Consider the following 14059-nt stretch of genomic DNA (forward strand, 5'->3'; position numbering starts at 1 on the left):
TTTCGTCTGTTTGGGTTTATGCGCGGTTCAGAGGGTGTTCAAAAATCTGGAACTGAAAGACCCCGAATGCGAACCGGCGTAGCGGTTCGCTCGGGAAGTCTTGAAGTGGAAGATTTTTGAACTTCCGCAGGAACATGGCAAACAAAGCCAAAGCTTCAAAACTATTGGTGTACACTTTTGATTCCTTTTCATTGTGAGCGCTCATATTAAAATTTCTTCATAGGCTCAAATTTGTTGAAGTTGAAAAAAAGATGATTTGCACTAAATCCCATTTGGTTATCAAACTAACTTATCGATTATGATTAAAACGGAAACAGCAACATAAAATCTTGAGTCATGGAGAATAGGCACATCGGCACGCAGCTTCTACTTTTACGGGCAAAACTGATATTAACTTCATTTATACTTTTCCTTATCTTACCTTCTGCTAATTCCCAATCTATAGGTAAGGATATGATGGGAAATGATGGGCTCAAAATGATACAAAATCTCCATGCAACCACTACTTCGCCCATAAATAGCAAATCGATTGAAAACATGGGCCATAGCTGGCACTACCCTACCGAACATCCAGTAAGTCATGCACCATTGGTCAAAGAAGGTGCGGTCTATTTTGGGGATTGGGGAGGCACGATATACAAAGTGGATGCGAAAAAGGGAAGTTTAATATGGAAGAAAAATATAGAAAATCCCATGACGGAATGGTCCTGGTACGGTTTTGCGGGAACCGGTACTCTTGGCGACGGCAAGGTATTCGAGGCGAGTGTAGAGGGAAATGCTTTCGCACTCGACCAAAATTCGGGCGAACTGCTTTGGCAGACCGAATTTACAACAGATCCTGAAGCAGGTAATCTTAGCGTACTGCTCTATCACGATGGTTTGGTGTATATCGGTGTTTCTTCTGTCGAGGAAATGTTGGACTCCCCATCGTTTACTCCGGACCTTCAAGGCAAAGTAATCGCTTTGGATGCAAAAACCGGGAATAAAGTATGGGAAAGGTTTCTTGTCGAACCTCCCCAAAATGGCGTACCTATGTGGACATCGTTCGCACTTGACACGGAAAGTAATACGCTTTACTTCACTACTGGAAATAACTACACGGGCGAAGAGGCCTCAAAGATGTCGGATGCAATGGTAGCCGTAGATTCCAAGACCGGGGATGTTAAATGGTTCTATCAAGTTACACCTCATGACTTATGGACACATCATCAAAAGAAAGGCCCTGACTATGATTTTTCCGGGGGAGCGCAATTGTTTACCGCAGAAATTGATGGGGAAATGAGAAAACTGGTCGGAGCCGGTCAAAAAAGTGGCGTTTACACCGTCTGGGATGCTATAACGGGCGACAAGGTATGGGAATCCGTAATTGGTTACGGGGGTGTAAAGGGAGGCCTGCACAGCGAAGCTTCCATTGCTGACGGAACCGTGTATGTCTGGAGCAACAATAATTATGCGCATAAGCCACCGACCGACACGCCCCTGACCGTTAAGGCGTTGGATGCAGCCACGGGAGAGTTGAAATGGGTAGCGAACGAATCGCAACCGGCATCCCTTGTGACAGGATATTTGGCAAACGATGTTTATATTGTCGGGTCTGTCGAAGGAACTATACAGGCCTACCATGCCAAAGACGGAAAAAAGATATGGTCGCACAAAAATCCCGCTCCAATTATTTCTTGGCTGATTTTAGATGATGACTCGCTCTTTTTGGGGGGTGGCATTCCTAAAATGTTCGGGGAATGGGCTGGCTCAAACAAGAAAGGACATGGCCTATATGCCTATTCGCTAAATCACTAAAAATCACAGTTCATTCTGTTTGTAATAGAATCGAATTAATCCCACTTCATTCTTTGCAGTCTCACTGCGTTGAAAATTGCCAAAAGCGCCACACCCACATCAGCAAAAACAGCTTCCCACATCGTCGCAAGACCACCTGCACCGAGAATGAGGACTATAACCTTTACACCAAAGGCAAGCCCAATATTTTGCCAGACAATCCTGCGGGTAGAACGACCAATTTTAATCGCTCTCGCAATCTTGCTTGGCTGGTCGGTCTGTATAATGACATCGGCTGTTTCGATGGCGACATCGCTTCCTAAGCCACCCATCGCAATTCCTACACCACTTGCTGCCAAAACGGGTGCGTCGTTTATGCCATCGCCGATAAATGCGACTTTCATATCAGGTTGTTTTTTGAGTTCTTCGACTTCGTTCAATTTGTCCTCGGGCAACAATCCGCCTTTCGCCCAATCAATATTTAGTTCATTGGAGACTTGCTGCGTAATGGAATCTTTGTCGCCAGATAGCATTATAATTTTTGTAATTCCCGCATCCCTAATTTGTTTAATGGCTTGGTGCGCATCTTCCTTCAGTTCATCTGCGATGGTTACATAACCTGCAAATTTCCCGTCAATGGACACCATAACGATTGATTCTACAATGCCATCCGTTTCCGAAGGGACTTCTATGCCATTTGAGGTCATCAAAGCTTTGTTTCCTACCAACACTGTTTTTCCGTTGACTGTTCCTTTCAATCCCTTTCCGGCAACTTCCGATACATCAGTCGCTTCATAATCCGAGCCGTCAGCTTTATATTCGAGAATCGCCTTGGCGATAGGATGAGTGGATTGCTCTTCCATCGCCATCAAATACTTCATAAACTCGGTTTCCTCAAATGTGATGGAATTGATTTCCTTGATTTTAAAAACCCCTTTAGTAACAGTTCCTGTTTTGTCCATTACGACCGTGTTCACTTGGGTCATTGCATCGAGAAAGGAAGCACCCTTGAAAAGAATACCGTTGCGGGATGCCGCACCCAATCCGCCAAAATAGCCCAGCGGTATAGAGATGACTAAAGCACAAGGACAGGATATCACAAGGAATATTAATGCTCGATAGAGCCAATCCCTAAAAACATAATCATCTACAAAAAAGTAAGGTAGAAACGTCAGTCCGATGGCAAGGAATACAACGATTGGCGTATAAATCCGAGCAAATTTTCTGATGAACAGTTCGGTCTTTGATTTTCTGGCAGTTGCATTCTGTACCATATCCAGAATTCGTGCAATGGAACTATCCTTGAATTCCTTGGTCGTCTCGATTTCGATTACACCATCAAGGTTGATGCTTCCAGCAAAAACGGTATCGCCTTTAGCAATTGTATCAGGTTTGCTTTCGCCTGTCAAGGCAGCAGTATTAAAAGAACCCTTTTCAGAAAGTATAATGCCATCAAGAGGAACTTTTTCGCCTACACGTACCTGTATCTTTTCACCGATTTCAACAGTCTCGGGATTTACTGAAACAAAATCACCATCACGATAAACCAAAGCCTCATTTGGTCTTACATCGAGTAAGGCTTTTATATTTCCCTTCGCACGGTTAACGGCCGCATTCTGGAACAGTTCGCCCACAGCATAAAATAACATTACGGCTACGCCTTCTGGATATTCGCCGATAGCGAACGCCCCTAAAGTGGCTATGGACATCAAGAAAAATTCGGTAAAGAAATCACCATTTTTAATACTTTTCCAGCCTTCTCTTATCACCGGAAAACCAACAGGGATATAGGCTACCGTGTACCATACTATGCGAATCCATCCTTTGAAGAAAGGAAACGCATCAAAGTAATCAATAGCAATTCCGGCTATCAACATTACAAAGCTGAAAATAGCCGGTAGATAGGTTCTAAAGTTTGAAATTTCTTCAGGGCTGCTATGGTTATGGCCATCATCGTGACTGTGCTCGCCCTTATGTTCTTTTGGGTCAATGTCCCGTAAATTTACTTTTTTCTTTTTCATATGTTCTAATCAAGTTTGATATCATTTTAAAAACTACTTCGATAATTTCAGTATTCTCAATGCACCGCGCATTACAAAAGTGAAAACGATCCCGCCAATCACTAAATCGGGCCATTTACTATTCAGAAAATAAACCAGCACCCCAGCTACTATAACACCACCATTGACAATAATATCATTGGATGTAAAAATGGCACTTGCCTGCATATGAGCCTCTTGGCTCTTTGCCTTGTTGATGAGCCAGAGCGATATCAAATTACCTGCCAATGCGAAAATTGAAACTATAATCATCCATTGAAACAGGGGCGTTTCGGTATTGCTAAAAAACCTTCTCAAGACCTCTGCAAACCCAAGTATTGCCAATGCCATCTGAAAGTATCCGCTGTATTTCGCAACCTTCTTTTTTCTTGAAATGGCACCGCCTACCGCAAATAGGCTTAATGCATATACGATGGAATCTGCCAGCATATCTAATGAGTCTGCCACTAGACCCATCGAAGAAGAAATCCAACCAGTGGTCATTTCGATAACGAAAAAGCCAAAGTTGATGCCCAAGACCCACCATAGGATTCTTTTTTGTTTGGATTGGTCTTCCATTACGGGTGGTTCGGCTTCTGTGGTTCCTTCTAAGGAATCCCCAAGTTTTAAGCTGGCTATAGACGTTTGTATCGCCTTGACGTCGTCCACGTGATATACTTCCAATTTTCTGTTAGGAATATCAAAATCCAAGTGTTTTACTTGAGCATAAGACTCTAACTTCATCCGAATCATCTGCTCTTCTGAAGGGCAGTCCATTTTAGTTATTATAAAAGTGCTTTTTTTCAAAATCAATCTAATTTGTTTGTTAAAGTAAATTACTGCTACATTTTTCACATATTCCCGTAACCACGAGATTAACATCCTCTGCCAAATATCCATCGGGCAAATTGATATGCGGGATTTTTTGTTCCGTTAAACAAACCGTTTCGTCACAGTTAGTGCAATGGAAATGTAAATGCAAATCCTGTTCTATTTCACAATTACAGCCTTCTTCACAAAGTGCGTATTTAGAGATTCCAGTTCCGTCATCTATGTGATGCACCACGTTTTTTTCTTCAAACGTTTTTAGGGTTCGGTACAATGTGGTTCTATCCGCTTTTGCGAAAGCATTCTCAATATCAGTCAGGGCGATGGCGGCATCCCTATCGGCCATATACTTATAAATCAATATGCGCATTGCCGTTGGGCGAACCCCATTGTCAATCAATCTTTTTTCTATTTCTTTCATTTCTTATCGATGCTGTTTTTGATTTTTTGTGCTTTGGAATAGGCTTCCCAACCTTCTTTTGCCGCGTATGGCACTATCAATAATGCTGCAATAGGGTCAGCCCACCACCAGCCCAGCCATTTTACGAGCAATAGGCCTATTAGGACCACCACAGTCTGATAAAGGCAAATAAAAGTGTCCTTGGCATCGGCCAACAGGGCAGGGCTATCCAATTTATGACCGTATTTTCTTTTGTAGTAAATCAGAATGGGGTTCACTACTAAGGAAACTATCAGTATCCCAATGCCCAACGTGGACCAAGATGCTGTTTCTTGACTTATTAATTTTGAAATGGAATCATAGGATATAAAAATGCAGATAAGGGCAAATGATATGGCGATGACGTAAAGTGTTGTCATCTTTCTTCGCTCTACACGCTTTTCATCCAGACCCTTGATTTCGCCGTGCAATCGCCAACCGAGTGTTCCCGCACTTATGACTTCAATAGTGCTGTCCAGTCCCCAGCCTATCAAGGCGGAACTGTTTGCCGTGAATCCCGCTATAAGTGATACGACCACCTCGATAATGTCATAGATGACATTCCAAATTTGAAGTGTTCTTGCTTGTTTTAGATTTTGTTTTCTTGTTTCTTTCATCTCTTAATGTGCTTCTTCCTCGTTTTCCCCTTTTTTCATTTCCGCCATTAAATAGTAGGCGTTATTAAAGGCATACTTGGTATTCGGCTCTTGTTCGGTCAAAAAATCAATGGCAATCCATTCGCCATCGTGAGTTCCTTTTGTGATTTCCACGGGCATAAACTTCCAATCCTCGCCTTCATTTTTTGCTGTAAACACAAAGGACTTTTCGCCATCGGCTGCGATGGCACTTTCAGGAATTGCCGTGGTCATTGTATTGTCGGTTTGGATGCGCCCTTGAATGTACATTCCCGGTATCAGGTTGCCTTCCTTATTTTCGATTTCGGCGTGTACGTGTATCGCTTTGGGGTTCTGCTCAAAAGTTTTTCCTACGGAATAGATTTCGGCTGTAAGTTCCTTTCCCGGAATGGATTGGACATTGAACCGCACGGTTTGTCCTTCCTTTACTTTGTACACGTCTTTTTCAAATACCATCAAATCGGCGTGTACGTGATGGATGTCCACGATTTCCATTAGGTCGGTTTGAGGTTCTACATATTGTCCTGTTTTAACGGCTACTTTTTCCACAAAGCCTTGAATAGGACTTCGTAGCGCAACCCTTTGATAAATAGTGCCATTTCTCACACCTGATGCACTAACATTTAATTGTTGTAATTGTGCTTCCAAACCGTTCACCATACTTCGTGAAGCTTGATATTCCGCTTCTGCTTTTTGGAAATTGGCACCGCTGCCCACACCTGCATCATAAAGAGTTTTTTGGCGTTCGTATTCTTTTTTGAGAAACTGACTATTGCTATGTGCATTGAGGTAATCCGTCTGTTTCTGTATGATATTGGGATGAGACAAATAGGCCACAGTCTGACCTTTATTGACCTTATCGCCCTCGATGACCTCGATGGAAACTACGTTGGTACCAACAACCGTAGTGATGGTCGCTTCATTTTGTGGCGGAACTTCCAGTTGTCCGTTGGCTTCCACATATCCACTCATATTGCGCTGGGCAAGCGTATCGACTTTCATTTGTAGTGCATCATACTGTTTTGCAGTAAGTGTAACTATTTCATCTTCCTCTTCAGAGTGATTTTCTTCTGTTTCTGAATGTGTTGCATCAACGTGGTCGCTTTCGGTTTTTGACTCGCCACAACTAATTATTGTGAATGCCGTAAGCATTGCGGTAATCGGTAAATATTTTAATTTTTTCATCTTTTTAGTTTTGAAAGTATTGTAGTTCAAACAAGGCATCTAAATAATTGTCAAGCGCATCGAGCGCATCCATTTCGGTGTTTATGGCATCACGTATAATCTGTGTGAATGAAGCATAATCCACCGCACCTTCCTTGTAGGCGAGTAACGCGCCCTTACGCTGTTCTTCTGCAAGTGGCAGAGCTTTATCCCTGTAAAACTGCCAAGATGTTTTCCACTTCTGGTAGCCTTGTACAGCCTGCTTAAATTCAGATTGCAGTTGGCGTTGGATAAAATCTGCATTTGTCCTTGCGATTTCGCTATCGATTTTTGCTGCCTTGGCCTGACTACGCTGTGCGCCCGAAAACAACGGGACTGAAATGCCTGCCTGATAGGTGTAAAATCCACTATCGCCGTTTACCTGTTGCAATCCACCTTGCAGGTTTAATTTAGGAAGTAGCTCGGCACGAGCGGCATTATAGTTTGCTTCGGCTTCATCGATGCGCCTTTGCGAAAATTCCAGCTCGGGATGTCTTTCTAAATCCGCATCCAATCCCAATACAGCCACCTCACTTTCTTCAAATGCATCTGGTACAGAATAAAAAATGTCTGTTGCCAGCCAAAGATTTAGCTTTTGCAACGCAATAGCATAATCGCTTTCTGCTTGTTGCAATTTATTACTGATTTGCAACGCTTGGTTTTTTGCCGATGAATATTCCAATCTTGAAATGGCTTCCACCTCAAAGTTGAGTTGGATTGCCGTTTCAAACTGTGAATAAATGGAATCCAGCTCGCGGTACAGTTCAAATTTTTGTCGCTGTTGGTATGCCTGCGACCACGCCTTTTTTACTTCCTGTTCCACTTGCAATTCAGACAGGTCGAGAGCGGTTTCGGCCAAAGCAATTCGTTGTTTTTGCAGTCGCTTATTAGCACCTATACCCAAGAGGTCGATATTTTGTTGCCCGACACCAACTAAAGTATAAATACCCTGACCATCTGCAATTTCTTCGCCGCCCGTAAAAACTTGCGTTTTTCCAAAATCATAAGCAACACCTTTAAGTGCATTCTGTCGTTGAATTTCCAACTGTTTCGTCTTCAATAACGGATAGTTTTCCTTGGAAATTTCTACAGCTTTATCCAATGAAATAACCGGTAAAGAATCTTGCGGTCGGACTTGTTGTGCTTTCCCTTCGACTGCGCTCTGGGCAGGCGCGATAGCGGAAGTAAACAAAAGACAGACCACGGCTGTTGCGGTAACAAATTTTGGATTAAATTTCTTCTTCCGTTCCGAACGTTTCTCGACCCATTGGTAAAAGATGGGAAGGATAAATAGCGTCAAGAGTGTTGAAGTTATCAATCCACCTATAACCACAGTTGCCAAGGGTCGCTGCACTTCAGCCCCTGCCGATGCTGATATCGCCATCGGAAGAAATCCTAAGATATCGGTAAAGGCTGTAAGCATAATGGGGCGTATCCGGCGTTTCGTACCTTCCACAATACGGTCTTTCAAGTTGGTCACGCCTTCTTCCTTCAACTCATTCAGGCCGCTAATCATTACCAGTCCGTTCAGGACGGCAACACCAAAGAGGACGATAAAGCCGACCCCTGCGGAAATACTGAAAGGCATATCCCGAAGCCATAGTGCGAATACACCGCCAATGGTCGCCATCGGGATTGCCAAGTAAATCATCAAGGTTTGCGGAAAAGATTTTAATGCGAAATAAATCAAAATGAAAATGAGCAGTAAAGCAATGGGGACCACAGTCTGTAATCGCTCGCTTGCTCTTTCGAGATTTTCAAATGCACCACCATACCGAATAAAATAGCCTGGTGGTAATTCAAGATTTGCGTCCAGTTTATCCTTAATCTCGTTGACCAAGGATTCCACATCACGTCCGCGCACATTTACACCTACGTAGGTTCTTCGGTTGGTATTGTCCCGACTGATTTGCATAGGACCAGGTGTGTATTCAATAGCAGCCAGTTCTTGAAGCGGAATCTGTGAGCCATTGGGCAAATTGATGTACAGATTTCTGATGTCGTTGATGTCAGTACGGTTTTCTTCATCGAGTCTAACGACCAAGTCAAAACGCTTTTCGCCTTCAAAAATGACCCCTGCATATCCGCCCGCAAAAGCGGACTGTACCATTGTATTCAGCTGGTCAACACTCACCCCATACTGAGCCAGCTTGTTACGATTGTATTTAATGGTCATTTGGGGCAGTCCAGAAGTTGCTTCTGCCCTCATATCGCCTATACCTTGAGTACCTGCAATGATTTTTGTAATCTCATCCGCTTTTGCAGCAAGCACATCGATATCCTCACCATAAATTTTGATGGCAACATCTTCTCGAATACCCTCTAACAGTTCATTAAAGCGCATTTCGATAGGTTGGGTAAACTCATAATTGACGCCCGGGATAATACTTACCGCTTCCTTCATTTTATCAATAAGTTCATCCTTATCATCGGCAGACACCCATTCGTCTTGGGGTTTTAGAATAACAAATACATCAGCGAAATCCATTGGCATCGGGTCTGTGGGCACTTCGGCCACACCGATACGGCTTACAATTTTCTCAACTTCCGGAAATTCGGCCTTTATGATACGCTCAACTTTAGTAGTGGTCTCAATCGTTTCGCTTAGTGAGCTTCCGGGTTTAAGTATGGTGTGAAATGCAATATCGCCTTCATCCAGTTGGGGAATGAATTCGCCACCCATTCTTGTAAACATAAAAACGGTTAGGGCAAATATGGCGACGGCAATACCCACAATCCATTTTCCCTTGTTTAAAGTCTTGACCAAAAGTGGTTCATACTTCCGCTGTACCCAATGCACGAAACGGTCGCCCCAAGATTTTTTTTCCGTCTTGGGCGGTTTTAAAAATAGTGCGGACATCATTGGAACGTATGTCAGGCAAAGAAACATAGCACCAATCATTGCAAATATGAATGTGAGCGCCATTGGTTTAAACATTTTGCCCTCGATGCCTTCCAAAGCCAGTATGGGCAAGAACACAATTAGAATTATCAATTGCCCAAAGAAGGCGGCATTCATCATTTTCTTTGATGCATTTGCGGCTATCTCATCACGTTTTTCCTTGTTTAAAGACTTCTTTTTTAGGATGTAGCTTCCCATTAAGAATACGCTGGCTTCCACGATGATGACCGCCCCATCTACGATGATACCAAAATCGATAGCACCTAAACTCATCAAGTTCGCCCATACGTCAAAAACGTTCATTAGTATAAAAGCGAACAATAGCGATAAAGGGATAGTCGAAGCCACAATAAGACCACCACGCCAGTTTCCTAAAAGGAAAACAAGTACGAAAATCACGATAAGCGCACCTTCGAGTAGATTGTTACGCACCGTGCCGGTTGTTTCACTTATAAGCTTACTTCTATCCAATAAGGGCTGAATGACAACCCCTTCAGGAAGGGATTTCTGTATTTCGGCCATCCGGTCTTTCACACGTACAATAACCTCGTTTGAGTTTGCCCCTTTGAGCATCATAACAAGACCGCCAACGACCTCACCTTCGCCGTCCTGCGTCAAAGCCCCATAGCGCACGGCAGAACCAAAGCGCACATCTGCAACATCACTTATGGTAATGGGCACACCATTTTCATTTTTAATGACGATTTTTTTAATATCATCAAGGCTTCGCACCAAACCTTCACCTCGAATGAAGTTCGCCTGATGGTTTTTCTCAATGTACGCACCACCTGTATTTTTATTGTTCGCTTCCAATGCTTCGAACACATCGGTAATAGTAAGGCCGATTGCCTTTAATTCATTAGGGTCGACGGCCACCTCATATTGCTTTATTTTTCCGCCGATGGCATTAATTTCTACAACACCAGGCACCATTGCCATTTGCCGTTGCACAATCCAATCTTGCATTGTACGTAAATCGGATAATGAATATTTATCTTCAAATTCAGGTTCTACCTTTAAGGTATATTGGTACACTTCCCCCAAACCTGTTGAAATTGGCCCCATACTTGGCTGTCCAAAACCCTCTGGGATTTGTTCACGTACTTCGGTCAGTTTTTCAGAAACAAGTTGACGCGGTAAATAGGTACCCATATCATCGTCAAAAACGACGGTTACTACGGAAAGGCCAAAGCGGGACACCGAACGAATTTCCTTTACATTGGGCAAGTTGCTCATTGCAACTTCGACGGGATAGGTTACGAATTGCTCAATATCTTCCGTTCCCAGATTAGGGGATTGTGTGATGACCTGTACTTGGTTATTAGTAATATCCGGCACGGCATCAATGGGCACTTGGGTCATACTATATATACCAGCACCAATCAATGCCAGCGTGAGCAGACCGATTATAAATTTGTTATTGATTGAAAAATCAATGATTCTATTAATCATAGATAAGGGTGTTAATTCAGTTGAAATTCTTGTTGAGCACATTGAATAAAATGCAATGCACAATGTTGACGAATCCAATAGATGGACACGTCAAAACAGGATATAGTTATCCTATAAAACTGAATTATACCTGTGGTGGCTGAAAAAGGGAAAGTGTAATATCCTTGCCCAAACTATCGGAGTGGACAAAATTTTCATGCGAAATAGTAGGCTCGATGGGTTCAAAAATAGCCAAACCGAAGTCGATGGTGTGTGAATGGCAACAATGGCATTGACAGAATGGGGAACACAGTTGGCAGTCTTGACCGTGTTCGCCATCGAAGTCCATTACAGAAACTGTTTGCGTATCGTTTTCTATAACACCTGTATCACTGCAAGGCATAAAATTGAGTGCCAGAAAGTAGATGGATAATATGATCGCTAAAAATTTCATGATGCAAAGATAAAAGAATTATAGTGCAACTGTGTTGCAAAGAAGTCTTCAAAAAAGGGTAATGTTGGTAACACCGCTATTAATTTAAAATATTAGACATTAAAGGTAAAAACTTTAGTCGTTAGCACTTATCCGCCAGATCGTATGCGTTTTATCATCGGTTACCAATAATGACCCGTCTTGGGTAACTATCGCCCCCACTGGTCTACCGTACACTTCATCCTCTTGGGGATCGACGATAAAACCGGTCAGAAAATCTTCTTCGGGTCCTGAGGGCTTTCCATTTTCAAAGGGTATAAACACAACTCTGTACCCCGATAGTTTCTTTTTGTTCCAAGAGCCGTGCTGAACGACAAAGGCCCCTCCGTGATATTTTTCCGGAAAACTATTTCCGTCATAAAAGACCAATCCTAAGGAAGCAGTGTGAGATTTTAAGGCATAATCCGGAATCAAGGCTTCGCCCCTTCTCGTGGGCTTTTCGATTTTAACTCTAGGGTCTTCGTGTCCGAAGTAGGTATAAGGCCATCCGTAAAAACCATCTTCTTGAACGCTGGTCAGGTAGTCGGGCACCAGGAAGTTGCCCAATCCATCGCGTTCGTTGACAACTGTCCATAATACTTGGGTTTCGGGTTCCCAGTCCATACCTACGGGGTTTCGAAGACCAGAAGCAAATACTTCCAATTCTGAACCATCGATATTGCAGCGTAAAATGTTGGCTTTCAACAATTCTTTTTCTATACCTTTCTCCATAATATTGCTCCCACTTCCCACAGCAATATAGATTTTCGATTCGTCTCCGTTCGTTATGATGTTTCGCGTCCAATGTTGATTGGCCTTTCCAGCGGGCAGCGTTGCTATTTTTTCTCCTTTGGCTGCAATGCTCATCTGTCCTTCTTTATATGGATAACGCATCAATGCATCGGTGTTCGCCACATAAAAAGAACCTCCAATAAGCAGCATACCGAAAGGTTGGTTCAAGCCATCATGAAGAAAGGTTTCCCGAACATCGGGCTTTCCGTCGTTATCGGTATCACGGAGCAGGGTAATCAAGTCGGCACTACGGGCGAGATTCTTTGATTTTCCAACACCGATAAGCCATGCACCGATGCGTTTAAAGAAACCATAGTTCGAATTGCCCTGTGCAACCAAAATATCGCCATTGGGCAGTTCGTACAACCAACGCGGATTCTCGAAACCATCGGCGTATTTAGTAACGGTAAAACCTACCGGTGCTTTGGGCGTTCTCCCATTTTCCCAGCCTAGAACATTTGAAAAGTTCGAAACGGATTTCGTAGCGAACGGTTCGGGAAGCGAGTCTATCGCTTTATCCTGCCCCAAGCCGTAAGCGAATATAGTAAGGCTAAAAATTACTGCTAAAGTTCTCATAATGTGCGAATTTGCCTGTTGGAAGTCAAATCAAAATCAACCCTCCTCGTTTTCCAAGCCAAAGTAATCTAGCTATTCAGTCAGGTTTCGTGTTTCTTCGTCTAACTTTCCTTCAAACTTTGGTAAGGGCCTGTTTTTCCGTTCGTCCTCTGTTTCTACTAGACCATTTTCTTTGATATCGTTGATCAGCCATTCCATTTCCATAATTTCCCTACGTTGTGCCTTTATAATTTCGTCAGCAAGTTTCCTTACGCGTATATCCTTAATTTGAGACCGCTCACTTGTCAAAATGGCGATGGAATGGTGAGGAATCATGCCTTCCATATAATCAACGCCAGTGACGGTAACCTGACTTCTGACCAAACCGATACCACCGGCTATCAATAGGATACCCAATCCGATTATTGCTATGTTTACTCCCCGCTTTTTGTACATATTCAACATAAAGAGGAGCATTATGATAATCATGGAACCGGCCATGATCAACGTCATGAAAAATCGGGTTTCGCTGTACCAGAAATGATCAATGATTTGGTACGAATGGGTATACATTAAAAAGAACATTGCTACCATTGCGGTAGCGATCATCGCGAAAAATTTACCGTAGTTGTTGCCGTTTTGTTGTTTGTTTTCCATCTTTTTAGGTTCTATCAATTAATAGTTAGGTTCTTGAATATTTAAAATTAAATTCTTAAAAGCGTTATGTGATGACTTTTTCCTTATCCGACTTTCTGTGGCTTTATCGAATACTGACTATCTTGCAGTGCCTCCTGTAAATTATTCAGCGGCACCTCATACTGTGACTCTACGGTTGCTTCTGCGTCTTTCAGATTGACCGATACATTGGCGACGCCCGTTACGTTTGAAAGTGATTTTTCTACATGGCCGCGACATCCGTTGCAGCTCATCCCTTCGATTGAATATGTTTTTTTCATTTTCTTGAATTTTATTTGGTCGTACCGTCTA

The 14059-nt window shown here is 42.9% G+C and carries 12 protein-coding genes; 1 reads left to right on the forward strand and 11 read right to left on the reverse strand.

All coding sequences use genetic code 11. The annotated features are described in order from the left end of the window. Positions 1 to 16: 16 nt before the first annotated feature. Positions 17 to 205, reverse strand: a complete 189-nt coding sequence (locus RQM65_RS00930; protein WP_314012065.1) for a hypothetical protein — start codon at positions 203 to 205, stop codon at positions 17 to 19. A gap of 272 nt (positions 206 to 477) precedes the next feature. On the opposite strand from RQM65_RS00930, the gene RQM65_RS00935 reads away from it, so the two are divergent. Next, a complete protein-coding gene (locus RQM65_RS00935; RefSeq protein WP_314012067.1) occupies positions 478 to 1797 on the forward strand; it encodes an outer membrane protein assembly factor BamB family protein in 1320 nt (439 codons plus the stop codon). 35 nt (positions 1798 to 1832) lie between these two features. On the opposite strand, the gene RQM65_RS00940 is transcribed toward RQM65_RS00935, so the two are convergent. The 10 genes from RQM65_RS00940 to RQM65_RS00985 all read right to left on the reverse strand — a co-directional run bounded on the left by RQM65_RS00940 (position 1833) and on the right by RQM65_RS00985 (position 14028). Further along, a complete protein-coding gene (locus RQM65_RS00940; RefSeq protein ID WP_192462281.1) occupies positions 1833 to 3797 on the reverse strand; it encodes a heavy metal translocating P-type ATPase in 1965 nt (654 codons plus the stop codon). Between the two features lie 33 nt (positions 3798 to 3830). Continuing rightward, on the reverse strand, positions 3831 to 4622 hold the full coding sequence (locus tag RQM65_RS00945) for a cation efflux transmembrane domain-containing protein (RefSeq protein ID WP_192462282.1): 792 nt from the start codon (positions 4620 to 4622) through the stop codon (positions 3831 to 3833). Positions 4623 to 4641: 19 nt separating this feature from the next. Beyond that, positions 4642 to 5064, reverse strand: a complete 423-nt coding sequence (locus tag RQM65_RS00950; protein WP_116772171.1) for a Fur family transcriptional regulator — start codon at positions 5062 to 5064, stop codon at positions 4642 to 4644. Continuing rightward, a complete protein-coding gene (locus RQM65_RS00955) occupies positions 5061 to 5699 on the reverse strand; it encodes a cation diffusion facilitator family transporter (RefSeq protein ID WP_192462283.1) in 639 nt (212 codons plus the stop codon). Before RQM65_RS00955 ends, RQM65_RS00950 begins: the two co-directional genes overlap by 4 nt. Before the next feature lie 3 nt (positions 5700 to 5702). Then, the gene (locus RQM65_RS00960) at positions 5703 to 6902 is read right to left on the reverse strand and encodes an efflux RND transporter periplasmic adaptor subunit (protein ID WP_192462284.1); all 1200 of its coding nucleotides are present in this window, start codon (positions 6900 to 6902) and stop codon (positions 5703 to 5705) included. Between the two features lie 4 nt (positions 6903 to 6906). Next, entirely contained in the window at positions 6907 to 11274 is a 4368-nt protein-coding gene (locus RQM65_RS00965) for a CusA/CzcA family heavy metal efflux RND transporter (protein WP_192462285.1), read from the reverse strand. Positions 11275 to 11398: 124 nt separating this feature from the next. After that, positions 11399 to 11707, reverse strand: a complete 309-nt coding sequence (locus RQM65_RS00970; RefSeq protein WP_192462286.1) for a DUF6660 family protein — start codon at positions 11705 to 11707, stop codon at positions 11399 to 11401. A 114-nt stretch (positions 11708 to 11821) separates the two neighbouring features. Further along, positions 11822 to 13093: a PQQ-dependent sugar dehydrogenase gene (locus RQM65_RS00975; protein ID WP_314012073.1), complete on the reverse strand. Its 1272-nt coding sequence runs from the start codon at positions 13091 to 13093 to the stop codon at positions 11822 to 11824. A 72-nt stretch (positions 13094 to 13165) separates the two neighbouring features. After that, positions 13166 to 13729 (reverse strand): DUF305 domain-containing protein, encoded by a 564-nt coding sequence (locus RQM65_RS00980; RefSeq protein ID WP_192462288.1) that lies wholly within the window; start codon positions 13727 to 13729, stop codon positions 13166 to 13168. 83 nt (positions 13730 to 13812) lie between these two features. Further along, on the reverse strand, positions 13813 to 14028 hold the full coding sequence (locus RQM65_RS00985) for a heavy-metal-associated domain-containing protein (protein ID WP_314012075.1): 216 nt from the start codon (positions 14026 to 14028) through the stop codon (positions 13813 to 13815). Between the last annotated feature and the right edge of the window lie 31 nt (positions 14029 to 14059).

Origin of the sequence: Pricia mediterranea, assembly GCF_032248455.1 — a bacterium.
In the GTDB taxonomy this organism is placed as follows: Bacteria; Bacteroidota; Bacteroidia; order Flavobacteriales; family Flavobacteriaceae; genus Pricia; species Pricia mediterranea.

What these genes read in the sequence shown, in the direction of transcription:
- RQM65_RS00930 (WP_314012065.1), bottom strand. Translation starts at nt 205, where the DNA reads ATGAGCGCTCACAATGAAAAGGAATCAAAAGTGTACACCAATAGTTTT.
- RQM65_RS00935 (WP_314012067.1), top strand. Translation starts at nt 478, where the DNA reads ATGATACAAAATCTCCATGCAACCACTACTTCGCCCATAAATAGCAAA.
- RQM65_RS00940 (WP_192462281.1), bottom strand. Translation starts at nt 3,797, where the DNA reads ATGAAAAAGAAAAAAGTAAATTTACGGGACATTGACCCAAAAGAACAT.
- RQM65_RS00950 (WP_116772171.1), bottom strand. Translation starts at nt 5,064, where the DNA reads ATGAAAGAAATAGAAAAAAGATTGATTGACAATGGGGTTCGCCCAACG.
- RQM65_RS00955 (WP_192462283.1), bottom strand. Translation starts at nt 5,699, where the DNA reads ATGAAAGAAACAAGAAAACAAAATCTAAAACAAGCAAGAACACTTCAA.
- RQM65_RS00960 (WP_192462284.1), bottom strand. Translation starts at nt 6,902, where the DNA reads ATGAAAAAATTAAAATATTTACCGATTACCGCAATGCTTACGGCATTC.
- RQM65_RS00965 (WP_192462285.1), bottom strand. Translation starts at nt 11,274, where the DNA reads ATGATTAATAGAATCATTGATTTTTCAATCAATAACAAATTTATAATC.
- RQM65_RS00970 (WP_192462286.1), bottom strand. Translation starts at nt 11,707, where the DNA reads ATGAAATTTTTAGCGATCATATTATCCATCTACTTTCTGGCACTCAAT.
- RQM65_RS00975 (WP_314012073.1), bottom strand. Translation starts at nt 13,093, where the DNA reads ATGAGAACTTTAGCAGTAATTTTTAGCCTTACTATATTCGCTTACGGC.
- RQM65_RS00980 (WP_192462288.1), bottom strand. Translation starts at nt 13,729, where the DNA reads ATGGAAAACAAACAACAAAACGGCAACAACTACGGTAAATTTTTCGCG.
- RQM65_RS00985 (WP_314012075.1), bottom strand. Translation starts at nt 14,028, where the DNA reads ATGAAAAAAACATATTCAATCGAAGGGATGAGCTGCAACGGATGTCGC.